This is a genomic window from Pseudomonas sp. N2-3-1-14, from assembly GCF_041228395.1.
In the GTDB taxonomy this organism is placed as follows: Bacteria; Pseudomonadota; Gammaproteobacteria; order Pseudomonadales; family Pseudomonadaceae; genus Aquipseudomonas.
The window spans coordinates 2,470,520-2,496,160 of sequence record NZ_CP166199.1 but is presented as its reverse complement, the minus strand read 5'-3'; the positions used below and the strand labels follow the sequence as shown (position 1 = coordinate 2,496,160).

At 62.2% G+C, this 25,641-nt stretch carries 24 protein-coding genes; 12 read left to right on the top strand and 12 right to left on the bottom strand.

Annotated elements, in window-relative coordinates:
* Positions 1-22: 22 nt before the first annotated feature.
* The gene (locus tag AB5I78_RS11650) at positions 23-1,435 is read left to right on the top strand and encodes a PLP-dependent aminotransferase family protein (protein WP_369303356.1); all 1,413 of its coding nucleotides are present in this window, start codon (positions 23-25) and stop codon (positions 1,433-1,435) included.
* Here AB5I78_RS11650 and AB5I78_RS11645 read toward each other — a convergent pair.
* Genes AB5I78_RS11645 through AB5I78_RS11625 form a run of 5 tightly spaced genes read right to left on the bottom strand, consistent with a single transcriptional unit; the run spans position 1,394 to position 4,850 of the window.
* Positions 1,394-1,561, bottom strand: a complete 168-nt coding sequence (locus AB5I78_RS11645; RefSeq protein WP_369303355.1) for a sigma 54-interacting transcriptional regulator — start codon at positions 1,559-1,561, stop codon at positions 1,394-1,396. The genes AB5I78_RS11650 and AB5I78_RS11645 overlap by 42 nt on opposite strands.
* Positions 1,562-1,602: 41 nt before the next feature.
* The gene (locus AB5I78_RS11640) at positions 1,603-2,271 is read right to left on the bottom strand and encodes a methionine ABC transporter permease (protein ID WP_369303354.1); all 669 of its coding nucleotides are present in this window, start codon (positions 2,269-2,271) and stop codon (positions 1,603-1,605) included.
* Entirely contained in the window at positions 2,268-3,014 is a 747-nt protein-coding gene (locus AB5I78_RS11635; RefSeq protein WP_369303353.1) for a methionine ABC transporter ATP-binding protein, read from the bottom strand. Before AB5I78_RS11635 ends, AB5I78_RS11640 begins: the two co-directional genes overlap by 4 nt.
* Positions 3,011-3,805, bottom strand: coding sequence for a MetQ/NlpA family ABC transporter substrate-binding protein (locus AB5I78_RS11630; protein ID WP_369303352.1), 795 nt, complete (start codon positions 3,803-3,805; stop codon positions 3,011-3,013). Before AB5I78_RS11630 ends, AB5I78_RS11635 begins: the two co-directional genes overlap by 4 nt.
* A gap of 13 nt (positions 3,806-3,818) precedes the next feature.
* Complete coding sequence (locus tag AB5I78_RS11625; RefSeq protein ID WP_369303351.1) at positions 3,819-4,850, bottom strand: isopenicillin N synthase family dioxygenase; 1,032 nt, start codon at positions 4,848-4,850, stop codon at positions 3,819-3,821.
* Positions 4,851-5,098: 248 nt separating this feature from the next.
* Here AB5I78_RS11625 and AB5I78_RS11620 point away from each other — a divergent pair, with 248 nt between their 5' ends.
* From AB5I78_RS11620 to AB5I78_RS11610, 3 genes are all read left to right on the top strand, one after another.
* Positions 5,099-5,839: a response regulator gene (locus AB5I78_RS11620; RefSeq protein WP_369303350.1), complete on the top strand. Its 741-nt coding sequence runs from the start codon at positions 5,099-5,101 to the stop codon at positions 5,837-5,839.
* Complete coding sequence (locus AB5I78_RS11615; protein ID WP_369303349.1) at positions 5,836-7,140, top strand: ATP-binding protein; 1,305 nt, start codon at positions 5,836-5,838, stop codon at positions 7,138-7,140. The genes AB5I78_RS11620 and AB5I78_RS11615 overlap by 4 nt, the downstream gene beginning before the upstream one ends.
* A gap of 175 nt (positions 7,141-7,315) precedes the next feature.
* Positions 7,316-8,398, top strand: coding sequence for an LLM class flavin-dependent oxidoreductase (locus AB5I78_RS11610; protein ID WP_369303348.1), 1,083 nt, complete (start codon positions 7,316-7,318; stop codon positions 8,396-8,398).
* Positions 8,399-9,373: 975 nt separating this feature from the next.
* Here AB5I78_RS11610 and AB5I78_RS11605 read toward each other — a convergent pair.
* Entirely contained in the window at positions 9,374-10,168 is a 795-nt protein-coding gene (locus tag AB5I78_RS11605) for a class II aldolase/adducin family protein (protein ID WP_369303476.1), read from the bottom strand.
* Positions 10,169-10,291: 123 nt separating this feature from the next.
* Positions 10,292-11,197 carry a LysR family transcriptional regulator gene (locus AB5I78_RS11600; RefSeq protein ID WP_124417080.1) on the bottom strand — a complete coding sequence of 302 codons (906 nt, stop codon included), beginning with the start codon at positions 11,195-11,197 and terminating at the stop codon, positions 10,292-10,294.
* A gap of 225 nt (positions 11,198-11,422) precedes the next feature.
* Between AB5I78_RS11600 and AB5I78_RS11595 the strand changes: the two genes are divergently transcribed.
* The 7 genes from AB5I78_RS11595 to AB5I78_RS11565 all read left to right on the top strand — a co-directional run bounded on the left by AB5I78_RS11595 (position 11,423) and on the right by AB5I78_RS11565 (position 18,466).
* The gene (locus AB5I78_RS11595; protein ID WP_262207699.1) at positions 11,423-12,034 is read left to right on the top strand and encodes a cysteine dioxygenase; all 612 of its coding nucleotides are present in this window, start codon (positions 11,423-11,425) and stop codon (positions 12,032-12,034) included.
* A complete protein-coding gene (locus AB5I78_RS11590) occupies positions 12,031-13,614 on the top strand; it encodes a rhodanese-related sulfurtransferase (protein WP_242197872.1) in 1,584 nt (527 codons plus the stop codon). Before AB5I78_RS11595 ends, AB5I78_RS11590 begins: the two co-directional genes overlap by 4 nt.
* A gap of 99 nt (positions 13,615-13,713) precedes the next feature.
* On the top strand, positions 13,714-14,688 hold the full coding sequence (locus tag AB5I78_RS11585) for an ABC transporter substrate-binding protein (protein ID WP_369303475.1): 975 nt from the start codon (positions 13,714-13,716) through the stop codon (positions 14,686-14,688).
* Between the two features lie 14 nt (positions 14,689-14,702).
* A complete protein-coding gene (locus AB5I78_RS11580; protein WP_369303474.1) occupies positions 14,703-16,067 on the top strand; it encodes an LLM class flavin-dependent oxidoreductase in 1,365 nt (454 codons plus the stop codon).
* Positions 16,064-16,189 (top strand): hypothetical protein, encoded by a 126-nt coding sequence (locus AB5I78_RS11575; protein ID WP_369303473.1) that lies wholly within the window; start codon positions 16,064-16,066, stop codon positions 16,187-16,189. The genes AB5I78_RS11580 and AB5I78_RS11575 overlap by 4 nt, the downstream gene beginning before the upstream one ends.
* Before the next feature lie 143 nt (positions 16,190-16,332).
* On the top strand, positions 16,333-17,505 hold the full coding sequence (locus AB5I78_RS11570) for an acyl-CoA dehydrogenase family protein (RefSeq protein WP_369303472.1): 1,173 nt from the start codon (positions 16,333-16,335) through the stop codon (positions 17,503-17,505).
* Between the two features lie 13 nt (positions 17,506-17,518).
* The gene (locus tag AB5I78_RS11565) at positions 17,519-18,466 is read left to right on the top strand and encodes a D-isomer specific 2-hydroxyacid dehydrogenase family protein (protein WP_369303471.1); all 948 of its coding nucleotides are present in this window, start codon (positions 17,519-17,521) and stop codon (positions 18,464-18,466) included.
* Between the two features lie 135 nt (positions 18,467-18,601).
* Here the strand turns inward: AB5I78_RS11565 and AB5I78_RS11560 are convergent, their stop codons facing one another.
* The 5 genes from AB5I78_RS11560 to AB5I78_RS11540 all read right to left on the bottom strand — a co-directional run bounded on the left by AB5I78_RS11560 (position 18,602) and on the right by AB5I78_RS11540 (position 25,029).
* Positions 18,602-19,489 carry a LysR family transcriptional regulator gene (locus AB5I78_RS11560; protein WP_369303470.1) on the bottom strand — a complete coding sequence of 296 codons (888 nt, stop codon included), beginning with the start codon at positions 19,487-19,489 and terminating at the stop codon, positions 18,602-18,604.
* Positions 19,490-19,609: 120 nt separating this feature from the next.
* Complete coding sequence (gene ycaC, locus AB5I78_RS11555) at positions 19,610-20,227, bottom strand: isochorismate family cysteine hydrolase YcaC (RefSeq protein ID WP_145166221.1); 618 nt, start codon at positions 20,225-20,227, stop codon at positions 19,610-19,612.
* Between the two features lie 35 nt (positions 20,228-20,262).
* Positions 20,263-22,101, bottom strand: coding sequence for an amidohydrolase (locus AB5I78_RS11550; RefSeq protein ID WP_369303469.1), 1,839 nt, complete (start codon positions 22,099-22,101; stop codon positions 20,263-20,265).
* Complete coding sequence (locus tag AB5I78_RS11545; protein WP_369303468.1) at positions 22,098-22,688, bottom strand: antibiotic biosynthesis monooxygenase; 591 nt, start codon at positions 22,686-22,688, stop codon at positions 22,098-22,100. The genes AB5I78_RS11550 and AB5I78_RS11545 overlap by 4 nt, the downstream gene beginning before the upstream one ends.
* A gap of 1,432 nt (positions 22,689-24,120) precedes the next feature.
* The gene (locus tag AB5I78_RS11540) at positions 24,121-25,029 is read right to left on the bottom strand and encodes a LysR family transcriptional regulator (RefSeq protein ID WP_106580719.1); all 909 of its coding nucleotides are present in this window, start codon (positions 25,027-25,029) and stop codon (positions 24,121-24,123) included.
* A gap of 204 nt (positions 25,030-25,233) precedes the next feature.
* Here AB5I78_RS11540 and AB5I78_RS11535 point away from each other — a divergent pair, with 204 nt between their 5' ends.
* Positions 25,234-25,632 carry a helix-turn-helix domain-containing protein gene (locus tag AB5I78_RS11535; RefSeq protein ID WP_145163655.1) on the top strand — a complete coding sequence of 133 codons (399 nt, stop codon included), beginning with the start codon at positions 25,234-25,236 and terminating at the stop codon, positions 25,630-25,632.
* The last annotated feature ends 9 nt before the right edge of the window (positions 25,633-25,641 follow it).

The following is a 25,641-nucleotide window of genomic DNA, read 5'->3' as shown; positions in this document are numbered from 1 at the left end:
CCGGCAAATACCAGGACGGTTTATGTTTGTATCCGCCATCGCCTTTGTTGACGGCACACCCAAGGTTCAGCAGATTGTCGACGCGTTCAGCCACGCCATCGAGCACGGTGAATGGGCGCCGGGCAGCAAATTGCCGTCGGTGCGTGAATTGACCCAGACCCTGGGCGTGAGCAAATTCACCCTCAATGAAGCACTGGACCGCCTGCGCGGGCGCAACCTGCTGACCTCCAGCCAGGGTCGTGGCTACTTTGTGGCGATGGACAGCGCCTGCCCCGCCTCGATGACCTGGGTCGACCTGTTACCCCAAGACCTGCTCAGCGTATTGCGCCGCCCCTTGGTCACCGCCGGCGGCGAGCTGCGCCCCGGCAGCGGGCACTTGCCGGAGGACTGGCTGAACAACGACGCCATCCGCCAAGCCCTGCGCAGCGTGGTGCGCGCGCCGTCGTTGCGCATCGCCGGGCTGGGCGCGCCGGCCGGGCTGTTGCCGCTGCGCCAGGCGCTGCAACAAAAACTGCACAGCGAAGGCCTGTCAGTGCCGGTGGAACAAATCATCACCACGCCCAACACCGTGCAAGGCCTGGACATGCTCATGCGCCTGCTCGCACGCCCCGGCGACACCGTGCTGCTGGACGCGCCGTGCTACTTCAACTTCCACGCCAACCTGGCCTTGCACGACGTAAAAGTGGTGACCCTCGAGCGCCGCCCCGACGGCTTTGACTTCGCCGCCCTTGAGGCGCTGCTGGCCGAACACCGCCCCAGTCTGTACCTGACCACCAGCGTGCTGCACAACCCCACCGGCCACTCCTTCAGCCCCAGCCAGGCGTTTCGCCTGCTGCAACTGACTCAGCACTACCACTGCCATATCGTCGAGGATGACCTCTACGGCGACCTGCACCCCAACCCGCCACCGCGCCTGGCCGCTCTCGCCGGGCTGGACCAGGTCACGTACCTGTCAGGTTTCTCCAAGATCCTCAGCGCCAACACCCGCGTCAGCTATGTGGTGGCCGCACCGCAACTGGCGGCGAACCTGACCAACATGAAGTTGATGAGCGGCGGCGTGACCTCAGAGCTGTTCGAACAGCTGGTCTATCGCATGCTCAGCGAAGGCAGCTACGCCAAGCACCGCAAGCGCATGGTGCAACGGTTGACGGAGTGCGGCGGGCGCGTCGAGCAATGGCTCAAGCGTTGCGGGTGCGAGCTGCCGATGGCGTACGAGGGCGGGATGTTTATCTGGGCGCGGCTGCCGCAGGGAGTGGACGGCGAACTGCTGGCCCAGCAAGCGTTGAAACACAGCATGGTTCTGGCGCCGGGCGCCTTGTTCGGTTACGACCCGGCGCACCTCAATGCGATGCGTTTTAATGTCGCCCACAGTGATGAACCACGCGCGCAGCAGCTATTCGAGACGCTGCTGCTCAAGGCCGTGCGCGCCCCTTGAGCATGCCGTAATGGACTTGCCGGTGCCGGTCTCGCCATTGATCAACGCCGGCGCTTCGCTGGGGCCGACGCGTTTCAAATAATCGAGCAGTTGCAATGAGCGCGGCTCGGAAAACATCAGGGCCATGTTACGGACCGACCGCGGGGCTTTTTCGCCCTGGGGCAAAGTCAGGATCGGCGGTGCGCCAGCGACCTCACACAGCGATCCCCCAGGCTTTGCACGCCCTGCACCAGCACCACCAGAACGATGACCGTGACCACCATGATCTGGTTGTTGAAACGCTGATAACCATAACGAATCGCCAGGTCGCCCAGCCCGCCGCCACCGATCACGCCAGCCATGGAGGAAAAGCCGATCAGCATCACCAGCGTCAGCGTCACCCCGGCCACCAGCGCGGGCAAGGCTTCCGGCAGCAGCACTTTGAGGATCACATGACGCACGTCACCACCCATGGCAACGATGGCTTCTATGCGCCCCTTGTCCACTTCATCCAGGGCGGTCTCGACGATGCGCGCAAAAAATGGAAAAGCGCCAATCGTGATGGGCACCACGGCCGCCGTACTGCCCAATGTGGTGCCGACGATCAGACGCGTCAGTGGGATCAACGCGATCAGCATCACCACAAACGGCAATGACCGTCCCAGGTTGATCACGGCGCCCAACGCCCGGTTGAGCCGTGGCAAAGGCAACAAGCCGCTGCGTCGGCTGATAAACAGCACCACGCCCAGCGGCAAGCCGATCAACAGCGTGAACATGCCCGCCAGCAGCACCATGTACAGGGTTTCGCCGGTGGCGTTGAGCAGCAGTCGAACAATCTCGTTCCAGTCGGTTTTCATACGGCCCTCACCACCGGCGGGCTTGGCGCCAGCGAACGGCCCAGGTGCGATGCCGGGTCGGCTTGCAACTGCAGCAGCGTGCCGCTTTCCACCACACGTCCATCGGCCAGCGACACCGCGCTGTCACAGATGGCCTTGACCACCTCGAGTTCATGGGTGATCAACACGATGGTCACGCCCAACTGCCGGTTGATGTCGCGCAACAACTCAAGAATCGACGCGGTGGTTTGCGGGTCCAGCGCGCTGGTGGCCTCATCCGACAACAGATACGTCGGACGCGCCGCCAATGCACGGGCGATGCCCACGCGTTGTTTCTGCCCGCCGGAGAGCTGCGAAGGAAACGCCTCAGCCTTGTCACTCAAGCCCACCAACGCCAGCAACTCGGCCACCCGCGCCGCGCGCTCAACCTTGGGCACCTTGGCGATTTCCAGCGGCACCGCGACGTTACCCGCCACCGTGCGTGAATGCAGGAGGTTGAAGCCCTGGAAGATCATGCCGATGCGCTGGCGTTGCTCGCGCAGTTGCCTGTCGCTCAGTTGGGTCAGGTCCTGGCCGTCCAAAAGGATGCGCCCGGAGGTGGGCCGCTCCAGCAGGTTAAGGCAGCGCAGCAAGGTACTTTTACCCGCCCCGCTGCGGCCGACAATGCCAAAAATCGACCCGTCGTTTATCCGCAACGACACGTTATCCAGGGCCGCCGGCTGGCCGTCGGCGTAGGTTTTGCTGACGCCCTCGACGACGATCATTCGACCGCCACCGGGATCACCGAGCCCGCGTATTTTTCGCTGATGAACTTGGCCACCTGCGGCGAGCGCAGGTCCTTGGCCAGTTGCTTGATGCGCGGGTCATCCGCGAGTTTTGGTGTGGTCACCAGGATATTCGCGTAAGGGTTGCCCTCGGCTTTCTCCAGGCCCAAGGCGTCTTTGGCCGGCACCAACCCGGCTTCCAGGGCGAAGTTGCCATTGATCACCGCCAGGTCCACATCGTCCAGCGCGCGCGGAATTTGCGGCGACTCGATCTCCAGAATCTTCAGATGCTTGGGGTTCTCGGCGATGTCCTTGGGCGTGGCCTGCTCTCTGGACGCGTCATTGAAACCCGGCTTGAGCGTGATCAGGCCATTGGCTTGCAACAGGTACAGCGCGCGACTGAGGTTGGTGACGTTGTTCGGCACCGCCACCGTGCCTTTGTCCGGCACCTGGGCGAAGCCGGTATGGCGATGGGAGTAAATGCCCAACGGTTCGATATGCACCGTAGCGGCCACCGCGAACTTCTGCCCGAGCGCCTGCTCCTGAGCGTTGAGAAACGGCAGGTGCTGGAAGTAATTGGCGTCGACATCACCATGGGCCAGCAACTCATTGGAGTTCACGCCGCTGGGGATCTCGATGATCTTCAAGTTCAGGCTCGGGTCAAGCTTCTGCACGTACTCGAGGATCTGTGCATGGGGAATCGGGTCGGCGGCGACGCGCAACGCATCGGCGGCCGACACGCTCAATGAGGCCAGCAACGCCGCCAGGGTAAGTGCAGATGTCTTCAGCATGGTGATCTCCTGATCAGGCGGACAGTGCGTGGGGAAGTGTGGCGTCGGCATAGAAACGTTGGGCGACATCCGGGTGCGAGCGCAGACGGCCCTTGAGGTAATTCCAGCCGACATCGCGCAGCAACGGGTTGCGCGGGTCGCTGGTCGGCCCGTGGGCATCGCGCAGCAGTTCGGGTGCCAAGTCGTACACCGGCACTACCGCATCCAGCTGCGCACCGAGAAAAAACGCCAGGGACAAACGCTCGCTGCCCACCGGCGGCGACACCACGCGGTGCACGGTGGCGCGCAAATAACCGTTGCTGGCCAACTCGAGCAGTTCGCCGATATTCACCACCAGCGTGTCGGGGCGCGGCGACGCGTCGATCCAGCGGCCCTCCTCCACTTCCACCTGCAAACCGGCCTGCTCGTCCTGCAGCAGAAAGCTCAAAAAGCCGGAATCCTTGTGTGCCCCCACGCCCTGGCGACTTTGTTGCACGTGGCGGCCGGGGTAGCGGATCAGCTTGATGTGTTCGTTGGGTTGGTCACCGTACAGCGCGTCAAAGGCCTGCTCGGGCAACGACAAGGCCTGGGCGAAGGCACGTAGCAAGCGCAACGCCATTTGCGTCATTGCCTGCTGCCAGGCCAAAACCAACGGCTTGAGTTCGGGCAAGGCGGCTGGCCATTGGTTCGGGCCTTGCAGGCGGGCCCACGCGGCCGGGTGTCGATCCGCGTTCAGTGGCTCGCGTTCGGCGCCGACATCAAACTGCTCACGCAGGTCTGGCTGGCCGCGGGTGATCTCCGACGCGGCGCGGTTGTAGCCGCGAAAGTGTGGCGAGTTGAGCATGCCGACCGCCAGTTTGTCGGCCTCGGGCAAGGCAAAAAATGCGCGCGCCTGCTGCTGCACCTGAGCCAGCAGCGCCGGGTCGATGCCGTGGCCGGTCAGGTAGAAAAAGCCGATCTGCCGCGCGGCAGCGCGCAACGCATCGAGAAATTCGCCGCGTTGCTGAGGCGTGCCGTCAAGCTGCGACAGATCCAGCAGCGGCAAGGTGGTGACTGATTGCAGCATCGGCGGCTCACTCCATAAGCGTCTTGGGTTGGAGCAACCAAGCTAAACGATCTTAAAAAACCTTAATAAATACCTTTTTAGCATTAGCTTAGGCATGCAGGTGAACGACGCCGGACGCTGGCCTGTCGGTTTTTTTGCCTCGCTGTGTATCTCGTTATCGCCAGATACACTGCAATACAAAGGGCACAAGGCAAACCCTGCGGCGATGGCTAGACTGCGGCCCATGAGCATTTAACGAGGAACGCAGCATGGACCATGTCGACCATATCCTGATCGTCGATGACGACCGCGAGATCCGCGAGCTGGTGGGCAATTACCTGAAGAAAAACGGCATGCGCACCACAGTGGTCGCCGATGGCCGCCAGATGCGCAGTTTCCTCGACACCACCCCGGTTGACCTGATCGTGCTGGACATCATGATGCCCGGCGACGACGGTTTGCAGCTGTGCCAAGAGCTGCGGGTGGGCAAGCACAAAGCCACGCCGGTGCTGATGCTCACCGCGCGCAACGATGAAACCGACCGCATCATCGGCCTGGAAATGGGCGCCGATGATTACCTGGTCAAACCCTTCGCCGCCCGCGAACTGCTGGCGCGGATCAACGCCGTGTTGCGGCGCACGCGCATGCTGCCGCCGAACCTGGTGGTGAGTGAAACCGGGCGGCTGATTCGTTTTGGCCGTTGGCGCCTGGACACCACCGCCCGCCACCTGCTCGACGAAGACGACACGCTGGTGGCCTTGAGCGGCGCCGAATACCGCCTGCTGCGGGTGTTCCTCGATCACCCGCAGCGCGTGCTCAACCGCGACCAATTGCTCAACCTGACCCAAGGCCGTGACGCGGATCTGTTTGACCGTTCCATCGACCTGCTGGTCAGCCGCCTGCGCCAACGCCTGTTGGATGACGCACGTGAACCGGCGTATATCAAGACCGTGCGCAGCGAGGGTTATGTGTTTTCCCTGGCGGTGGAAATCCTTGGAGCCACGCGATGAAATGGCGCTTGGGTTGGCCGCGCACGCTGGCGTCGCAGTTGTCGCTGATCTTCCTGATCAGCCTGGTGTGCGCCCATGGGTTGTCGTTCAGTGCGCAGTTCTACGAGCGCTATATCAGCGCGCGCGCCGCGATGCTCGGCAACCTGGAGAACGACGTGTCGACCTCGGTGGCAATCCTCGACCGCCTGCCGGCCAACGAGCGGGCCAGTTGGCTGCCGCGTATCGACCGCCAGAACTACCATTACCTGCTCAATGCCGGCGAGACCGGTGAGCCGATGAGCAGTGACGACGTGCCGATGGCCGCCACCTCGATTGCGGATGCGCTGGGCGAGCAGTACGCGCTGACCTTTCGCACCATTCCCGGCCTGCAGAAGCACTTCCAGGCGCACCTGACCCTGGCCGACGGCAACCCGATCACCCTCGACGTACGCCCGGCCGCCCTGCCCGTGGCCTATTGGTTGCCGGTGGTGCTGATCCTGCAATTGGCGCTGTTGCTCGGCTGCACCTGGTTGGCCGTGCGCCTGGCGATTCGCCCGCTGACGCGCCTGGCCCGCGCGGTGGAAACCCTCGACCCGAACGCTCATCCGACGCCGTTGGACGAACACGGCCCGACCGAAGTGGCCCACGCAGCGGCAGCGTTCAATCAGATGCAACAACGCATCGCCGAATACCTCAAGGAACGCATGCAGATCCTCGCGGCGATTTCCCACGACCTGCAAACGCCGATTACCCGCATGAAACTGCGCGCCGAGTTCATGGAAGATTCTGCCGACCGCGACAAGCTCTGGAGTGACCTGGGGGAAATGGAACACCTGGTGCGCGAAGGCGTGGCCTACGCGCGCAGCGTGCACGGCGCTACCGAAGCCCGTCATCGCATCAATCTCGACGCGTTTCTGGACAGCCTGGTGTTTGATTATCAAGACATGCACAAGCAGGTCAGCATCACCGGTAAAAGTGCGCTGGTGCTCGACACCCGCCCTCACGCCTTACGGCGGGTGCTGGTGAACCTCTTGGACAACGCGCTGAAATTCGCCGGCAGCGCAGAACTGGCAGTCGGCTCGACGCCAACCGGGCAGCTGTCGATCAGCGTATTGGACCGCGGCCCCGGGATTGCCGAGGACGAACTGGTGCACGTCATGCAGCCGTTTTATCGGGTAGAAAGCTCACGCAATCGCGGCACCGGCGGCACCGGGCTGGGCCTGGCGATTGCGCAGCAACTGGTGGTGGCGATCGGTGGCTCGCTGACCTTAAGCAATCGCGCGGGCGGTGGGCTGTGTGCGCAGATTCGCCTGAGCCTGTAGCCCGGCTCTTAATGCACGTTACTAATAAATAAATCTAATGATAATTCAATATTTTAATACTTAGGTTAGAACCAACAGGCATTTTACAGACCCGACTCCCGCCCTTACTTTTGAGCCGAGTGACCGACCCCACGCCCGGAGGAGGTGTTGATCCCGTACCTGACAAGGACTGACCATGAGCATTGAATTCATCGGCTACATCGGCGGCCATCACGCCTCTGAGATCCACCCACGCAGCGGCCCGACCCTGCAACCGGACTACGTCGAAACCGTGGCCCGCGCCCACGAAGATGCCGGCTTCGACCGCGCCCTGGTAGCCTTCCATTCCAACAGCCCGGACAGCACGCTGATCGCCGCGCATGCCGCCAGCGTGACCCAAAAGCTGCAGTTCCTGATCGCGCACCGCCCCGGTTTCGCCCAGCCCACGCTGGCTGCCCGCCAGTTCAGCACCCTGGATGTTTTCAACGGCGGGCGCACCGCCGTGCACATCATCACGGGTGGCGATGACCGCGAACTGCGCGCCGATGGCAGCCACATCGGCAAGGACGAACGCTACGCGCGCACCGACGAGTACCTCAGCGTGGTGCGCCAGGAATGGACCAGCGAGCAACCCTTCGATTTCGCGGGTACGTACTACCAGGTGCAAGGCGCGCACTCGACGGTGAAGTCGCCGCAGCAGCCGCACATTCCGCTGTATTTCGGCGGTTCTTCCGCGGCAGCGATTGCGGTGGCGGGCAAACATGCCGACGTGTATGCGCTGTGGGGTGAAACCTATGAGCAAGTGCGCGAAGTGGTGACTCAGGTGCGCGCCGAAGCGGCCAAGCATGGGCGCACGATCCGCTTCAGTTTGTCGTTGCGCCCGATCCTCGCCGAGACCGAGGAACTGGCGTGGGCGCGTGCCGAGACAATCTTGCAACAGGCCACGGCGCTGGCTGAGAAGAACGGATTCGTGCGACGGGAACCGCCGAACGAAGGCTCACGCCGCTTACTGGCAGCAGCGGCGCAAGGCTCACGGCTGGACAAGCGGTTGTGGACCGGGATTGCCGGCCTGCTCGGCGCCCAAGGTAACTCCACCTCACTGGTGGGCACCGCCGAACAAGTCGCTGAAGCCCTGTTGGATTACTACGACCTGGGGATTACCACCTTCCTGATTCGCGGCTTCGACCCGCTCAATGATGCAATCGCCTACGGCAAGCGCTTGATTCCACTCACCCGCCAATTGGTCGCAGAGCGCGAGCAGGCCAAGCAGGTCGCGTAAACACAGCTCCCACAGAAAAGCGAAGCACTGCGGTTGTGGCAGTTAAACTCGGTCAAATTGTGGGAGCGGGCTTGCCCGCGAAGGCGGTGGGTCAGTGACACATGAGCTGACTGACACACCGCATTCGCGGGCAAGCCCGCTCCCACATTTGGAGCTCTGTGCATCAGATAGATGGGTGTCGTTTGTACTCGGTCGAAGGTGGGGGCTGGCTTGCTCGCGAAAACGGTGTGCCAGTGACCCATGAGCTGACTGACCCACCGCATTCGCGGGCAAGGCCGCTCCCACATTTGGATCTCTGTGCATTAGATAGATGGGTGTCGTTTGTTCTCGGTCAAAGGTGGGAGCTGGCTTGCCTGCGATGGCATCTACTGGGTGTTACTGATACACCGAGGTGCCTGCATCGCAGGCAAGCCAGCTCCCACAGAAAGGCAAAGCAGTGCGGTGCTGGCAGTTGAACTCGGTCAAATTGTGGGAGCGGGCTTGCTCGCGAAGGCGGTGGACCAGTGACACATGAGCTGACTGAACCACCGCTTTCGCGAGCAAGCCCGCTCCCACATTTGGATTTCTGTGCATCAGATAGAAGTGTGTTGCTGTGCTGTTGCCCTGCTTTTGCTTCAACCACTCAGGTCGGCTACCAGGCCGCCGTGCTCTGCTTTTGATCTTGCTTTTGATCTGACAGGCCCCGTCAACCACGCTGGCCGAACGCAGGCTTGAATCCGTGGGTAACCCGGCAGGACGCCGGGTTAGCCGTGTTGGGCCATGGATGGCCCATCGCGGCGGCCCACGGATTCAAGCCTGCGTTCGGGCATGCCGAGCCTAGGCGAGGCACCGAGTGGTGGGGCAAAGACCTTTTGGTTACTTTTGGGGCGTTTGCCAAAAGTGACCCGCTGTAAGAGCGGAACCCTAAGCCGCCGTTTCCGCAGCAACGGATATGCCCCCAATCTACCCAAACAAGCCCGTACACCGCCGCCAACGTCAGTTTTTATACTCGGTATCCGTACGCTCCAACTGCCGAACCAACGCATTCCAATGCCGCGCCACACCCGGCCCGGCCCCGTTGCTGAACACCTTGGCCTGCTCTTCAACCTTGGCCACCACCTGCGCCGGCGGGAAGATCAACTGCGCATTGCCGCCCGCCTGCGCCGCCACCTGGATATTGCACGCACGCTCCAGCCCCTGCAGTTGCTGAAACGCATGCTCAACGCTCACCCCCGCCGTCAACAACCCATGGTTACGCAAAATCATCACACTCTTGTCCCCCAGGTCCGCCACCAACCGCTCACGCTCGTCCAGGTCCAGCGCCACGCCTTCATAGCCGTGGTACGCGATACGCCCGGAGAACGCGATGGAGTGCTGGGAAATCGGCAACAGACCGTCCTTCTGCGCCGACACCGCAATACCGTCACGGGTATGCGTGTGCAGCACCGCTTGCAGGTCATGCCGCGCACCGTGGATGGCGCTGTGAATCACATAGCCTGCGTAATTGATGCCCAGGCCCGTAGGGTCGTCGACAATCGTGCCGTCAAGGTCAACCTTGACCAGGTTGGACGCGCTGATTTCATCGAACAACAAGCCAAAGGCATTGATCAGGAAATGCTCATCCGGACCCGGCACGCGGGCCGAGAAGTGCGTGTAGATGTGATCGGTCCACTTGTACAACGCCGCCAGCCGATAGGCCGCAGCCAGTTTGACGCGCACCTCCCACTCTTCAGGCGACACGCGCTGGCGGACGTTGCTGGAAACGCTGGATAGAGAGGTGACGCTGCTCATGGCAAAACTTCCTGGATGGCCTTAAGGACTCCCAGGCAGCCTAGGGGATGCCGAAAAATAATAAAAAGCACATTTTAATCTAAGCTAATTATTATTTTTTTTTATAAAAACCACATCCCTCACTCAGGCGGCGTTGCGGATCTTGTGCAGCGAGTCCGCGACCAGCTTGCCGAATGCATCCACCGGCCCCTGCAGGTTGCCGAGAAAATGCGGATAGATCAGCCACAAATCCATCACCGGCTTGAAATCCTTGAGCGGCATGACCGCCAGCTGCTCACGGTGAGCGCTGCGCTCCAGCAAAGGCCGCGGCACCAGCCCCAGGCCCAAACCGTCGGCCACCAGCCCCAATTGCAATTCGGTGCCGAAGGTTTCCAGGTTCACCCGCAATGCCAACCCCTGGTCAGACAAGGTGCGCTGCAAGCCGGCGCGGAAACCGCAGCCATCCGGGTTCAGAATCCAGCCGTTCTGGTACACATCGGCCAACTTGCACGGCTTCTTCGGCAACTGCGCCTTGGCACACACCACCACCAACTCCATCTTGCCGATGGACTCACCGACGATGTTGTCCGGGAAAATCTTGCCCGCCGGAAACAGCGCCACCGCCGCGTCCAGTTCACCGCGCTCGATCTTGCCGACCAGTTGGCTGCCCCAACCCGTGGCGACCTGGGTGCGCAGGTCGGCGTATTCGGTGCGCAGGTGCTTGAGCGCATCGAGCAGCACCACGTCGCCAATGGTCTGCGGCACGCCCAGGCGCAATACGCCAGTGGGCGGCGCATCGGTGGCCACCAGTTCGCGCAGGGCATCCATTTCACGCAGGATCAGCCGGCATTGTTCATAAACGCGCGTACCGATCAGCGTAGGCTTGAGGGGCTTGGTGTTGCGGTCGAACAACTCCACGCCCAGCGCCTGCTCGAAGTTCTGCACACGGCGGGTAATGGCCGGCTGGGTCAGTTGCAACGACTCGGCGGCATGGCTGATGGACTGGCAACGAATCACTTCGACAAAGGCATCGATATCGTCAATTTTCATTTGGGCCGCACATAGAGAACAGTCATTAAGATGTGTGCGAAGCATAGTTGCAGGAACGCTGCATGGATAGTCCACGCTGTGATCGATAACGTCTAACGCTATGCAGACCGGTTCTAAATTACCTAAAGCTATAAGCTAATCATTAAAAAATAGCATATTAACCATAAACATTATGCTTATATAAACCCATCAAACCCTCCCCGTTAAAGCAGCGATGGAAGTGCCATGACCCAGGCCCGACACCCCGAGAGACTCAGAGCCTTTATAGGCGCCCTGGCGGAATTGATCGACGGCAATCCACGCGAAGGCGACCTGCTGCACCGTGGCGGCAAGCTCTTGGCGCAACTGGTCAGCCACGATGACTGGCTGCCCGACGAATACGCCCAACCCGACCCCGCGCGTTACCAGCAATTTCTGCTGCATGCCGATTCGCGCCAGCGCTTTTGCATCGTCAGCTTTGTGTGGGGGCCGGGGCAAAGTACGCCGATTCATGACCACCGGGTGTGGGGCTTGATCGGCATGCTGCGCGGCTCGGAATTTTCCCAGGGCTTTGAACGCGCACCCGACGGCCGCCTCGTTGCCGAGGGCAAGCCGATTCAGCTGGTGCCGGGTCAGGTCGAGGCCGTGTCGCCCAAGGTCGGCGATATCCATCAGGTCAGCAATGCCCACAGCGACCAGGTGTCGATCAGCATTCATGTGTACGGCGCCAATATCGGCGCGGTGCGCCGCGCGGTGTATCAGCCCGACGGCAGCGAGAAACTGTTTATCTCCGGTTATTCCAACGCCTACCTCCCGAACATCTGGGATGTGTCCAAAGAAAAGAGCCCTGCCCTATGACCACCGTATCGAACCGCAGCTTCGCCCAGATCCGTCAGGCCCTGTTGGACCGTGAAGAAGTCGCCCTGGTCGATGTGCGCGAAGAAGCGCCGTTTGCCGAGTCGCACCCGCTGTTCGCTGCAAATATCCCGCTGTCCAAACTGGAGCTTGAGGTGTACGCGCGCATTCCACGCCGCGATACCCAGGTCACCGTCTACGACAACGGTGAAGGGCTGGCGCAGCGTGCAGCCGAGCGCCTGGTTGCGCTGGGCTACACCCAGGTCGGCCTGCTTGAAGGTGGGTTGGACGGTTGGCGCAAGGCCGGTGGTGAGCTGTTTATCGACGTCAACGTGCCGAGCAAGGCGTTTGGCGAGCTGGTCGAGAGCGAGCGCCATACGCCGTCCCTGGCCGCCGAAGAAGTCCAGGCCCTGCTCGACAACCAAGCCGACGTGGTGGTGCTCGACGCGCGTCGCTTCGACGAATACCAGACCATGAGCATCCCCACCGGCATCAGCGTGCCCGGTGCCGAGCTGGTGCTGCGCGCCCGTGAACTGGCGCCGGACCCGTCCACACGCATCATCGTCAACTGCGCCGGGCGCACGCGCAGCATTATTGGCACTCAATCGTTGATCAATTCTGGCATCGCCAACCCGGTGTCGGCGCTGCGTAACGGCACCATCGGCTGGACGCTGGCCGGGCAAAAACTCGCCCACGGCCAGTCGCGGCGCTTTGCGCCAACCCGCGAAGAACACCGCCAGATCGCCGCCCGGGATGCGCGCCGCGTGGCCGATAAAGCTCGCGTCGGCCGCGCCACCCTGGCTGACCTGCAACGCTGGCAGCAGGAACCGCACCGCACCACGTACCTGTTCGATGTGCGCACCCCGGAAGAATTCGAAGCCGGCCACCTGCCCGGCGCCCGCTCCACACCGGGCGGCCAGCTGGTGCAGGAAACCGATCACGTCGCCAGCGTGCGCGGTGCGCGTCTGGTGCTGGCGGATGACGACGGTGTGCGCGCCAATATGTCCGCCTCTTGGCTCGCGCAACTGGGCTGGGAAGTGCATGTGCTCGACGACCTGCAAACGGCGCACTTCAGCGAAACCGGTGCCTGGGTAGCCCCCGTACCGGCGCCGCAGCAAGCCGAGTTGATCAGCCCGCACACCCTGGCGCAGTGGCTCGCCCACGGCGACACGGCGGTGCTGGATTTCACCCCGAGCGTCAATTACGTCAAGCGCCATATCCCCGGTGCTCACTGGGTCTTGCGTGCGCAATTGCCCGAAGCGCTGACCAAGGTGCCGCCTGCCGAACGTTATGTGCTGACCTGCGGCACCAGCCAGCTGGCGCGCCTGGCGGTGGCCGAAGTCGAGGCGCTGACCGGCAAGCCGGTGTTCCTGCTGCAAGGCGGCACCACCCACTGGATCGCCGAGCAACTGCCGCTGGAAACTGGTGAAACCCACCTGGCTTCACCGCGTATCGACCGCTACCGCCGACCCTACGAAGGCACCGACAGCCCCAAGGAAGCCATGCAGGCGTACCTGGATTGGGAGTTTGGCCTGGTCGACCAGCTGGCCCGCGACGGCACCCATGGTTTCTATGTGATCTGAGCCACCTTCACGCCTGCCCCGGACCGGGGCAGGCCGCACCGACCCCTTTCCAGGCGGAGGTAACCCACACCTTTTCGAACTGTCTGGAATCTACCGCTCATGACCTTTACCCCTGCGTTCAAACGCCTGCTGCTGGGCACCGCCCTCGCCTTTGGCCTGCTCACCACCGCCCAGGCCGCCGACCTGCAACCGCTGCGCGTGGCCAATCAGAAATCCACCATCAAGGCCCTGCTGGAAGCCTCGGGCGAAACCCAAAACGTCCCCTACATCATCCAATGGTCGGAATTCCCCTCCGCCTCGCCGTTGGGCGAAGCCCTGAATGCCGGCGCCGTGGATGTCGGCGCGCTCGGCGATGCGCCGTATGTGTTTGCTCTGGGCGCCGGCGCCTCGCTCAAAGTGGTCAGCATCATCCACGCCGAAGGGCGCAACACCACCGCCCTGGTGGTGCCCAAGGATTCACCGATCAAGACGGTGGCCGACCTCAAGGGCAAGAAAATCGTCACCGGGCGCGGTTCCATCGGCCACTACCTGGCGATCAAGGCCCTGGCCAGCGCCGGGCTGACCACCAAGGATGTGCAATTCATTTTCCTGCTGCCCGCCGAATCGCGGCTGGTGCTCGATAACGGCACCGTCGACGCCTGGGCCACGTGGGACCCGTACACCACGGTGGTCACCTCACAAAGCCAGGCCAGGGTGCTGGTCAGCGGCAACCAGCTGCTGAGCAACCACCTGTATTTTGCGGCTACCAACCAGGCCATCAGCGAAAAACGCGCGCAACTGGACGACTTCGTCGCCCGCGTCGATCGCGCTTATGCGTGGGCCAATGCGCACCCCAATGAATACGCTGCCGCCCAATCGAAAATCACCGGCCTGCCGTTGGCGGTGCACGTCGAGGTGGCCAAAGACACTCATCTAAGCCCGGTGGTAATCGACGACAGCGTGATCAGCGGCCTGCAAGCCACGGCCGACACCTATCAGAAGGAAGGCCTGCTGCCCAAGCACATCGACGTGTCGCAGGGTTTCGACAAGAGCTTTAACGCCGAGCGTTTTCCCACTCCCCAAGCATCGCGCTAAGCAAGGAGCGACACATGAGCAAGCCAGATCAATTGCAACCACGCCATTTGAAGCTGGGCGCCATGGTGCACGGCGTCGGTCACGGCTGGGGCGAATGGCGTCACCCGCAGGCGCAACCGAATGCCAGTACGAACTTTGCTTTCTACAAGCAGCAGACTGAGTTGGCCGAAGGCGCCAAATTCGATTTCGTGTTCATCGCCGACAGCCTGCATATCCACGCCAAATCCAGCCCGCATTACCTCAATCGCTTCGAGCCGTTGACCATTCTCTCGGCCCTCGCCGCGCTGACCACAAACATCGGCCTGGTCGCCACGGTGACGGTCAGCTACACCGAGCCTTATCAGGTGGCACGTCAGTTTGCCTCGCTGGACCACATCAGCGGCGGCCGCGCCGGTTGGAACGTAGTCACCTCATGGCTCAGCGGCACCGCCGACAACTTCGGCAAGGCCGAGCACCCACCGCATGCCGTGCGCTATCGCATCGCCAAGGAACACCTCAACGTGGTCAAGGGCCTGTGGGATTCCTGGGAGGACGACGCCTTTGCGTACAACAAGCAAAGCGGCGAGTTTTTTACCCCGCAAAAGCTGCATGCGCTGAACCACACAGGCGAGTTTTTCTCGGTCAAAGGCCCGCTCAACATCGCGCGTTCGCGCCAGGGCCAGCCGGCGATTTTCCAGGCCGGCACCTCGGAAGATGGGCGCAACTTTGCGGCGCAAAACGCCGATGCGATTTTCGTGCACGTCGAGCACATTGAAGAAGGCAAAGCCTACAGCGCCGATTTGAAGCGCCGCGCCAAAGGCTTCGGGCGTGACGCCAGTAGCCTGTCGATCCTGCCGGGTATCCGCCCGATTGTCGGGCGTGACGCCGCCGAGGTGGAAAGCCGCTATCAGCAGGCCGTGGACCTGGTCACCGTGGAAGATGCGATTGTCGCCCTCGGCCGCCCGTTCAACGACCACGACTTCAGCCAATACCCGCTGGACGAACCCTTCCCGGAACTCGGCGACCTGGGCGCCAACAGCCAGAAAGGCGGGTCCGAGCGCATCAAGCAACTGGCCAAGGACGAAGGCCTGACCCTGCGCGAAGTGGCCCTGCGTTTCTCGCGGCCCAAACGCGATTTTGTCGGTACCCCGGAGCAAGTCGCCGATGCGATCCAGACCTGGTTCGAAACCGGCGCCAGCGATGGTTTCATCATCAACTCGGTGCTGCCGGATGGCTTGCAGTACTTCACCGAGCTGGTGGTGCCGGTGCTGCAACAGCGCGGCTTGTTCCGTACCGAATACACCGGCCACACTCTGCGCGACAACCTTGGCCTGGACGTGCCGGCCAACCGTTACAGCGTCGCCACCGAGGTCGAAGAGCAACAGGCGGCGCTGGCATGAACGAGTCCCTGAACCGTCAGTTAGCTGAGCTGCATGCCGAACGTGTGGCCACCTGGGCGCCGGCGGCGTTGCAGGTGGTGGAGCGCTTGTTGGGCCAACAGCCTGTGCGTATCGCTATCTGAAATCACACCGATTCAATGTGGGAGCTGGCTTGCCTGCGATCGCGGTGTTTCAGCCACCAACACTGTCAGCCTGGAATGGCTATCGCAGGCAAGCCAGCTCCCACAGGAATCGGCGTACACCTATCGAATCGAGTGAAGCAACCATGAGCCACTTTTCCCAACCGTCCTTACGCTCCGTGGAAGTCGCCAACTTCGAAGCCCTGCTCGAACGCCTCAGCGCCGAGCTGGCAAGTACTGCGCACCTGTACGACGCCAGCGGCGCCTTCCCCCACGATAACTTCACGCTGTTGCATGACCACGGCCTGGTCGCCCTCACCGTGCCTAAGGCCTTGGGCGGCGGCGGTGCCAGCTTGCCCCAGGCGCGCAAGGCGATCAGCGCGATTGCCAAGGGCGAGCCCTCCACCGCGCTGATCCTGGTGATGCAGTACCTGCAACACACGCGCTTGCAAGACAGCAAAGCCTGGCCCCAGCACTTGCGTGTGCAAGTCGCCGAAGACGCGGTGCGCAACGGCGCGCTGATCAACGCCCTGCGTGTCGAACCCGACCTCGGCACCCCGGCGCGTGGCGGCCTGCCGGCGACCACCGCCGTGCGCACTGCCGAAGGCTGGCGCATCAGTGGGCGCAAGATTTACTCCACCGGCAGCCACGGCCTGAGCTGGTTCAGCGTATGGGCGCGCAGCGATGACGCCGACCCGCTGGTGGGCGCCTGGCTGGTGCCTAAAGACAGCCCCGGCGTGAGCATCATCGACACCTGGGATCACTTGGGCATGCGCGCCACCTGCAGCCATGAAGTGCTGCTCGACAACGTGCTGGTGCCGCTGGACCACGCCGTCAGCGTGAGCCCCTGGAGCGCACCGCAGCCAGAGCTGGATGGCGATGGTTTCCTGTGGATGTCGGTGTTGCTGTCCTCGGTGTATGACGCCGTGGCCCAGGCCGCACGGGACTGGCTGGTGCAATGGCTGGAGGAGCGCAAGCCATCCAATCTGGGCGCAGCGCTGTCGACCTTGCCGCGGTTTCAGGAAACCGTCGGCCATATCGACACGTTGCTGTTTGCCAACCGCAGCCTGCTGGACGCCGCCGCTGAAGGCCACACACCGGCCGCGAATGCCGCGCAGTTGAAGTACCTGGTGACCGGCAACGCGATCCGCGCCGTCGAGTTGGCCATCGAAGCCTCGGGCAACCCCGGACTGTCACGCCACAGCCCGCTGCAACGCCATTACCGCGATGTGCTGTGCAGCCGCGTGCATACCCCACAAAACGACGCCGTGCTGCAAGGCGTCGGCAAAGCTGTGTTCGCCCAACGTGGCCCAAAATGAATAAGGAGCGCTCATGAGTCAGGTGATTATTGCCAGCCAGCTGGACGAAGATTACAACGCGGTAATCCGCGAACGCCTCGCCTCGATTCATCCTGAAGCCCAGGTGATCGGCGTGCCTGTTGGTGTGCCGAGTGACTTGCCGCCCCAGGCCAATATCCTCTTGCTGCGCCCGATCAACGTGCGCGGCTACACCGCGCCGGACACCCCGCCGCCAGGCTGGCCGTATGGCGCGCAGTGGGTGCATCTGGTCTCCTCGGGCATCGACTTCTACCCGCAGTGGCTGTTCAACGGCCCACCGGTGACCACCTCGCGTGGCAGCGCCGCCGATAACCTCGCCGAGTTCGCCCTGGCGGCGATCTTTGCCGCGTCCAAGCGTTTGCCGGCTATCTGGGTGAAGGATGCCCAGTGGAATTTCACGCCATTGCGTCCGCTCAAGGGCACGACCCTGGGTATTCTCGGCTTTGGCGCGATTGGTAAAAGCCTTGCGCAAAAGGCGTTGGCACTCGGCATCAACGTGGTTGCGTTGCGTCAAAGCCATGCCTCTTTTGACGTGGACGGCGTCGAAGCCGCGCGGGATATCCACGACCTGTTCGCCCGTGCCGACCATCTGGTACTGGCGGCGCCGCTGACCGAGAGCACGCGGCATATCGTCAACCGCGATGTGCTCGGCAGCGCCAAGCCGGGGTTGCACCTGATCAACATCGCGCGCGGTGGTTTGCTTGATCAGGAGGCGTTGTTGGAAGCGCTGGACAACGGGCAGATCGGCCTGGCGTCGCTGGACGTGACCGAGCCGGAACCGCTGCCAGATGGGCATCCGTTGTACAGCCATCCACGGGTGAGGCTGTCACCGCATACCTCGGCGATTTCGACCAACAGCCAAGAGGAGATTGCCGATACGTTTCTGGCGAATCTTGTGCGTTACGTGCAGGGCTCGACGCTGGCCAACCTCGTCGATCTCTGAGCCGAACCACAATCAAAATGTGGGAGCTGGCTTGCCTGCGATAGCGGTGGTTCAGTTGGCATAGTTTCAACTGATACATCGCTATCGCAGGCAAGCCAGCTCCCACATTTGATCTTCACCGGGTTCTGGAATGATTTAGCAACCACCCGCCAGGCGTTCACGCAAGAATTCCACCAGCGCCTGCACGGGCCTGGAGCTCTGCCGGTGCTGCGGGTAAACGGCCGACAAGGTCAGGGCGTCGGGGGCGAAGTCTTCCAGAAGTGTGACCAAGCGCCCATCCTTCAGCGCCTCAGCCACGATAAACGTCGGCAGGTAAGTAACACCCAACCCGGCAATCGCCGTGTCGCGCAACAACTCGCCGTTGTTCACGCGCATGCGTCCGCTGACATTCACCGACTGCAGCTTGCCCTTGGTCTGGAAGCGCCATTGCACCTGGCGGCCGTGGCCGTAGGGCAGGCAATCGTGGTCGGTCAGGTCGTCGGGCTTGAGCGGTGTGCCGCGCAGGGCCAGGTACTCGGGGCTGGCGCAATACACCCGCTCGACGCTGGCGATACGCCGCGCGATCAAGGTCGAGTCTTCAAGGGTGCCGATGCGCAACACCAGGTCGTAGCCTTCACCGATCAGGTCAACAGGGCGGTCGCTGAGGTCGACTTCCACCGACACGTGCGGGTAGCGCTGCAGAAATGACGGCAACAGGCAGCCCAGGTGAGCCATGGCAAACGACAGCGGCGCACTCAGGCGCAGCGTACCGCGCGGCTCGCTGTTCTGGCCGGCGATGCCCTGCTCCACTTGCTCGACGTCACTGAGCAGGCGCAAGGCGGATTCGTAATAACTCTGGCCCAGCGGCGTGACGTCCAGGCGGCGCGTGGAACGGTTGAGCAGGCGCACGCCCAGGCGCTCTTCCAGCTGAATCAGGCGGCGGCTGACAAATTGCTTGGACAGGCCCAGTTGCTCGGCGGCGGCGGTGAAACTGCCAGACTCCATGACCTGGCAGAACAGGCGCATGTCTTCGAAGGGGTTCATTGTCGCTTCTCGGTGGACATTTTGCTGTTTTATAACCGGTCAGTCATGGCACCACAAATCAAATGTGGGAGCCGGGCAAGCCCGGCTCCCACAGGGTTCAGTGGTGTGCTGTCTGTCGGGTTACTTGGCAGTAAACGCCGAGTAGCTGTTCATCAGGTTGCGGTAGTTGGGAATGCGCGGCGACAGCAGGTTGGCCAGGCCTTCCATGTCGTTGCGCCAGTCGATCTGCAGCTCGCAGGCCACCGCGAACCAGTTCACCAGGTGCGCACCCGCTGCGCTCATGCGCGCCCACGATGCACGTTGCACGGCCTCGTTGAACGTCCCGGACGCGTCGGTCACCACAAACACCTCGAAGCCTTCAGCCAGCGCGGCCAGGGTCGGGAACGTCACGCAGACGTCGGTCACCACACCGGCGATGATCAATTGCTTGCGGCCGGTGGCCTTGACGGCCTTGACAAAATCTTCGTTGTCCCACGCGTTGATCTGGCCAGGGCGCGGGATGTACGGCGCGTCCGGGAACAGTTCTTTGAGCTCCGGCACCAGTGGGCCATTGGGGCCGGTTTCAAAGCTGGTGGTGAGGATGGTCGGCAGCTTGAAGAACTTGGCCACATCCGCCAGCGCCAGCACGTTGTTCTTGAATTCGTTGGGCGAGAAATCCTGCACCAGCGAGATCAAGCCGGTCTGGTGGTCCACCAGCAGCACCACGGCGTCGTCTTTGTTCAAGCGTTTGTAAGTCATGGGATAGCTCCTGTTTTTGATTGAGAGGGGGAGTTTTAGAAGGCAAAGCACGAGCAGCCAAACGCGCCCCAGAAACCCTGGAAGTCGCTGACCGGCACGCTGGAAAGGCGCGCTTTTTCATGGCCATGGGCATGCACGCCACACGGGCCGCTGCATTGATGGACCTGAGCTTGTAACGGTGAGCTTGGGCGCCAGTGCCCCGGCACCTTGACCACCGGCGACCAGTCCGGCAGCACCGGCACGCGTGGCGGTGCGAAATCTTCGAAGTCGCCGGCGCCGTACACCACCTTGCCGCCGACCACGGTCAGCACCGACTCAATCCATTTGATGGCTTCTTCATCGACACTGAAAAAGTCTGCCGACAGCGCGGCAACGTCCGCCAACTGGCCGACCTTGATCTGGCCTTTCTTGCCCTGCTCCGACGAGAACCAGGCACTGCCGTGGGTGAACAGCTCCAACGCGGTGAGGCGCGGCAGCCCTTCGGCGTGCAGTTCCAGGCCGCCGACGGTGCGGCCGCTGACCATCCAATACAACGAGGTCCACGGGTTATAGCTCGACACCCGCGTGGCATCGGTGCCCGCCCCGACCGGCACGCCTTCAGCCAACATGCGCTTGATCGGCGGCGTGGCTTCGGCAGCCTTGGCGCCGTAACGCTCGACAAAATATTCGCCCTGGAACGCCATGCGATCCTGGATCGCGATACCGCCGCCAAGAGCACGCACGCGCTCGATGTTGTGCGGCGTGATGGTTTCGGCGTGGTCGAAAAACCACGGCAGGCCATTGAACGGAATGTCGCGGTTGACCTTCTCGAACACGTCGAGCATGCGCGAGATGGATTCGTTGTAAGTGGCATGCAAGCGGAACGGCCAGCGCTGCTCGACCAAATGCCGCACCACCGGTTCCAGTTCCTGCTCCATGGTCAGCGGCAGGTCGGGGCGCGGTTCGAGGAAGTCCTCGAAGTCCGCCGCCGAAAACACCAGCATCTCGCCGGCGCCGTTGTGGCGCAGGTAGTCATCGCCCTGGTGCAGGGTGACGCTGCCGGTCCAGTGCTTGAAGTCGCTGAGTTCTTCCTTGGGCTTTTGGGTGAACAGGTTGTAGGCGATGCGCACCGTCAGTTGTTCGTCCTTGGCCAGTTGCTCGATCACCGCGTAGTCATCGGGATAGTTCTGGAAACCGCCGCCGGCATCGATGGCGCTGGTGAGGCCCAGGCGATTGAGTTCACGCATGAACTGGCGGGTCGAGTTGACCTGATATTCCAGCGGCAATTTCGGGCCCTTGGCCAGGGTTGCATAGAGGATCATCGCGTTGGGCCGCGCCACCAGCATGCCAGTGGGGTTGCCGTTGCTGTCACGCACGATCTCGCCACCCGGTGGGTTCGGCGTGTCTTTGGTGTAGCCGGCCACCCGCAGGGCAGCGCGGTTGAGCAAGGCACGGTCGTACAGGTGCAGCACGAACACTGGCGTGTCCGGCGCGGCCTGGTTCAGCTCTTCCAGGGTCGGCATGCGTTTTTCGGCGAACTGGAATTCGTTCCAGCCACCGACTACGCGCACCCATTGCGGCGTGGGCGTGCGGTCCGCCTGATCCTTGAGCATGCGCAGCGCATCGGCCAGGGACGGCACGCCTTCCCAGCGCAGTTCGAGGTTGTAGTTCAGCCCGCCACGGATCAGGTGCAGGTGCGAGTCGTTGAGGCCGGGGATGACGGTGCGGCCCTTGAGGTCGATGACCTGCGTGGCACTGCCACGCAACGCCATGGCTTGGGCGTCGGTGCCGACCGCGACGAAGCGGCCCTGGTGAATAGCAACGGCGGTGGCGCGCGGGTTTTCACGGTCCACGGTGTGGAACTGGCCATTGAACAGAATCAGATCGGCGTTCATAGGGTTTCCTTTACAGAGGCTTCAAGCCAGGGAGCGAACAGGCGGGTGGCGGCCGGCATCAGCAGGTAGACCACCAGCAGCACGATGGTCAGGGTGACCAGGAAGGTGGCGACCACGTAGTTGGAGAGGAACGGATGCAGGCGTAACACCGGGGCCCAGATGATCGGGATCAGCAGGGTCAGCGGCAGGATGACAAACAAGGTCACCACGGCTTGTTTCCAGCGCGGAGGTTTGGCGGCGCTGTCGGCCAGGGGGGCGAACCAGAATTCGTTGACGGCACCGATTTCGGTGTTGTCGCCGTCGGCGAGCATGGGCGTGGCTTCGTTGATCAGGGCTTGGCGCTCGGGGGAGTCGAGCCAGCGTTCGAGGTCGTCGGTGGAGCGGTAGCGCAGGACGCAGGTGAACAGCGCCAGGCGGTTTTGTTTGCTGCGCACGACGTCGACGCCGAGGTGGCCAGGGCGTCCGCCGGCGATGCGCACGATGCGCCGGAGCCAGGCTTCATAGTCGGCTTCGCGGCCGGGTTTGATCAGGTGTTTGACGACCAGGGTGACGACTTCGTCGGGGCTGGTTTTGGGTGTTGGGTCCATGGTGTTGATTCCCCCCTGGAGGGTTGTGCGATGGGGGGAGTTTGGGGGGCATTGGGGGGGTTGGAATTGGATGTATGTGCTGTTTGACGTGGCGGCCTTGGGGGAAGGTTTTTATGGAGTACATATCCGTTATTTGAGTAACGGCCGCTATGGGTTCCGCTCTTACAGCGGGTCACTTTTGAAAAGAGCCCAAAAGTAACCAAAAGGCTCTTGCCCCACCACTCGGCACCTCGCTTAGGCTCGGTGTGCCCTCACTCCGGCTTGAATCCGTGGGCCGCCGCGACGGGCCATCCATGGCCCAACGCGGCTAACCCGGCGTCCTGCCGGGTTACCCACGGATTCAAGCCTGCGTTCGGCCAGCGTGGTTTAACGGGGCGCCTAAGATCAACGTCAAAAGCAGATCAAGATCAAAAGCAGAGCACGGCGGCCTAGTAGCCGACCTGAGTGGTTAGATCAAAAGCGAAAGCGAGGCGGCCTGACAGCCGACCTGATGTTGGAAGCTGAACTCAATTCAATGTGGGAGCTGGCTTGCCTGCGATGGCATCTACTGGTTATGCCTGACACACCGAGGTGTCTGCATCGCAGGCAAGCCAGCTCCCACAGAAAAGCAAAGCAAAGCAGTGCGGTGCTGGCGGCTGAACTCGGTCAAATTGTGGGAGCGGGCTTGCTCGCGAAGGCGCTGGGTCAGTGACATATGAGCTAACTGACCCACCGCATTCGCGAGCAAGCCCGCTCCCACATTTGGAGCTCTGTGCATCAGATAGATGGGTGTTGATTGTACTCGGTCAAAGGTGGGAGCTGGCTTGCCTGCGATGGCATCTACTGGGTGTTACTGATACACCGAGGTGCCTGCATCGCAGGTAAGCCAGCTCTCACAGAAAAGCAAAGCAGTGCGGTGCTGGCAGTTGAACTCGGTGAAATTGTGGGAGCGGGCTTGCTCGCGAAGGCGGTGTGCCAGTGACACATGAGCTGACTGATCCACCGCATTCGCGGGCAAGCCCGCTCCCACATTTGGATCTCTGTGCATCAGATAGAGATGTGTTGCTGTGCTTTTGATCCGCTTTTGCTTCTACCACTCAGGTCGGCTACCAGGCCGCCGTGCTTTTGCTTTTGATCTTGCTTGTGATCTGACAGGCCCCGTCAACCACGCTGGCCGAACGCAGGCTTGAATCCGTGGGTAACCCGGCAGGACGCCGGGTTAGCCGCGTTGGGCCATGGATGGCCCATCGCGGCGGCCCACGGATTCAAGCCGGAGCGAGGGCATGCCGAGCCTAGGCGAGGCACCGAGTGGTGGGGCAAAGACCTTTTGGTTACTTTTGGGGCGTTTGCCAAAAGTGACCCGCTGTAAGAGCGGAACCCTAAGTGGCCCTGACCGCAGCAACGGATATGCACCCAACCCACCTCCACCTGGTCGGCCCAGAGGCCGCCACGCCTAAACCGCCCGCGACATATGCTCACTGATACGCGACCGCAGCCACCGCTCCGCCGGGTCATTATCATGCACCCCACTCCACACCATCGATAACTCCGCCGCTTCAATCTCAAACGGCGGATCCTGCGCCCGTAACACCGTCCCCTCAGTCAACGCACAGGCCGCATAATCCGGCACCGTCGCAATAATCCGCGTGCCCGCCAACAACGCCCGCAACCCACTGAACTGCGGCACCGCCAACACCACCCGACGCGCCCGGCCGATCCGCGCCAGGTCCAGGTCGATATTGCCGCTCAAATCCCCCGAAAACGACACCATCGCATGGGGCCGCTCGCAGTAATCATCCAAGGTCAGCGGCGCCTCCCCGTCATCCCCACGCAGCACCTTGCACGGAATATCGCGCAGCTTCTTGCGCTTGGCATTCGCCGGTAATTCCGTGGTGTAACTCACCCCCACCGAAATCTCCCCACTGGCCAACAACGCCGACATCAACAGGTAGTTGGCCCGACGCACCACCACGATAATCCCCGGCGCCTCCTCACGCAGTTGACTGAGCAACGGCGGAAACAACCCGAACTCCGCATCATCCGACAAACCAATACGAAACACCGCGCAGCTGGTGGAAGGGTCGAAATCCTTGGCGCGGCTGACCGCGCCGGAAATGGTGTCCATGGCCGGTTGCAACTCCTTGAGTATCGCCAGCGCCCGTGGCGTGGGCTCCATGCCCCGCCCATTGCGCAACAGCAGCGGGTCGTCGAACAAATCCCGCAAGCGCCCAAGCGCCGCACTCACCGCCGGTTGGCCCATAAAGAGCTTCTCGGCGACCCGGGTCAGGTTCTTCTCGAACATCAATGCTTCGAAAATCACCAGCAGGTTCATGTCGACGCGGCGCAAGTCGTTGCGGTTCATGGCGGCTTCCAAACGGTTTTCAGGCCGCCAGATAAGCAGAGACCGCCATGCGGCGATTGCACGCCTGTGCTGTCTTTTCCGCGCCATGACCTGGCGAAATTAACAACGATTAACTCGTCAGCCAGACGGTCCGGCGCCAAAAATGAAGCGGTCTACACTGGATCCATTCACCGGGAACGCTCCCATCGACTACGGATATTTGTCATGGCCCGACTTGAGTACTGTGCTCCGCGCTTCTCCGCGACCGGCGGCCTATGCCCCCGACGCGAGCGCATTGCCAAACAACTGATCCTTGCCAACCTCGGCGAAAGCCTGGCAATTGCCGACCTGGCGCAGGCGTGCGCGCTGTCGCGCAGCCACTTCTCCCGCGCCTTCAAGTGCACCACCGGGCTGTCGCCGCAGGAGTGGATTCGCCAACAGCGTATCCAGCGGGCCAAGGAACTGATCACCGGCTCTTCCTTGAGCCTCACGCAAATCAGCCTGGAATGCGGGTTTTGCGACCAGGCGCACTTCTGCCACATGTTCACGCGCAGCGAAGGCGTCAACCCGATGACCTGGCGAAACCACCACTTGCGTCACAAGCCGCACGTGATTGCGGCCTAGTGGTCTGTA

Bases quoted from the DNA above. Each gene is read 5' to 3' on its own strand.
- AB5I78_RS11650 (WP_369303356.1), top strand. From the start codon at position 23: ATGTTTGTATCCGCCATCGCCTTTGTTGACGGCACACCCAAGGTTCAG.
- AB5I78_RS11645 (WP_369303355.1), bottom strand. From the start codon at position 1,561: ATGGCCCTGATGTTTTCCGAGCCGCGCTCATTGCAACTGCTCGATTAT.
- AB5I78_RS11640 (WP_369303354.1), bottom strand. From the start codon at position 2,271: ATGAAAACCGACTGGAACGAGATTGTTCGACTGCTGCTCAACGCCACC.
- AB5I78_RS11635 (WP_369303353.1), bottom strand. From the start codon at position 3,014: ATGATCGTCGTCGAGGGCGTCAGCAAAACCTACGCCGACGGCCAGCCG.
- AB5I78_RS11630 (WP_369303352.1), bottom strand. From the start codon at position 3,805: ATGCTGAAGACATCTGCACTTACCCTGGCGGCGTTGCTGGCCTCATTG.
- AB5I78_RS11625 (WP_369303351.1), bottom strand. From the start codon at position 4,850: ATGCTGCAATCAGTCACCACCTTGCCGCTGCTGGATCTGTCGCAGCTT.
- AB5I78_RS11620 (WP_369303350.1), top strand. From the start codon at position 5,099: ATGGACCATGTCGACCATATCCTGATCGTCGATGACGACCGCGAGATC.
- AB5I78_RS11615 (WP_369303349.1), top strand. From the start codon at position 5,836: ATGAAATGGCGCTTGGGTTGGCCGCGCACGCTGGCGTCGCAGTTGTCG.
- AB5I78_RS11610 (WP_369303348.1), top strand. From the start codon at position 7,316: ATGAGCATTGAATTCATCGGCTACATCGGCGGCCATCACGCCTCTGAG.
- AB5I78_RS11605 (WP_369303476.1), bottom strand. From the start codon at position 10,168: ATGAGCAGCGTCACCTCTCTATCCAGCGTTTCCAGCAACGTCCGCCAG.
- AB5I78_RS11600 (WP_124417080.1), bottom strand. From the start codon at position 11,197: ATGAAAATTGACGATATCGATGCCTTTGTCGAAGTGATTCGTTGCCAG.
- AB5I78_RS11595 (WP_262207699.1), top strand. From the start codon at position 11,423: ATGACCCAGGCCCGACACCCCGAGAGACTCAGAGCCTTTATAGGCGCC.
- AB5I78_RS11590 (WP_242197872.1), top strand. From the start codon at position 12,031: ATGACCACCGTATCGAACCGCAGCTTCGCCCAGATCCGTCAGGCCCTG.
- AB5I78_RS11585 (WP_369303475.1), top strand. From the start codon at position 13,714: ATGACCTTTACCCCTGCGTTCAAACGCCTGCTGCTGGGCACCGCCCTC.
- AB5I78_RS11580 (WP_369303474.1), top strand. From the start codon at position 14,703: ATGAGCAAGCCAGATCAATTGCAACCACGCCATTTGAAGCTGGGCGCC.
- AB5I78_RS11575 (WP_369303473.1), top strand. From the start codon at position 16,064: ATGAACGAGTCCCTGAACCGTCAGTTAGCTGAGCTGCATGCCGAACGT.
- AB5I78_RS11570 (WP_369303472.1), top strand. From the start codon at position 16,333: ATGAGCCACTTTTCCCAACCGTCCTTACGCTCCGTGGAAGTCGCCAAC.
- AB5I78_RS11565 (WP_369303471.1), top strand. From the start codon at position 17,519: ATGAGTCAGGTGATTATTGCCAGCCAGCTGGACGAAGATTACAACGCG.
- AB5I78_RS11560 (WP_369303470.1), bottom strand. From the start codon at position 19,489: ATGAACCCCTTCGAAGACATGCGCCTGTTCTGCCAGGTCATGGAGTCT.
- ycaC (WP_145166221.1), bottom strand. From the start codon at position 20,227: ATGACTTACAAACGCTTGAACAAAGACGACGCCGTGGTGCTGCTGGTG.
- AB5I78_RS11550 (WP_369303469.1), bottom strand. From the start codon at position 22,101: ATGAACGCCGATCTGATTCTGTTCAATGGCCAGTTCCACACCGTGGAC.
- AB5I78_RS11545 (WP_369303468.1), bottom strand. From the start codon at position 22,688: ATGGACCCAACACCCAAAACCAGCCCCGACGAAGTCGTCACCCTGGTC.
- AB5I78_RS11540 (WP_106580719.1), bottom strand. From the start codon at position 25,029: ATGAACCGCAACGACTTGCGCCGCGTCGACATGAACCTGCTGGTGATT.
- AB5I78_RS11535 (WP_145163655.1), top strand. From the start codon at position 25,234: ATGGCCCGACTTGAGTACTGTGCTCCGCGCTTCTCCGCGACCGGCGGC.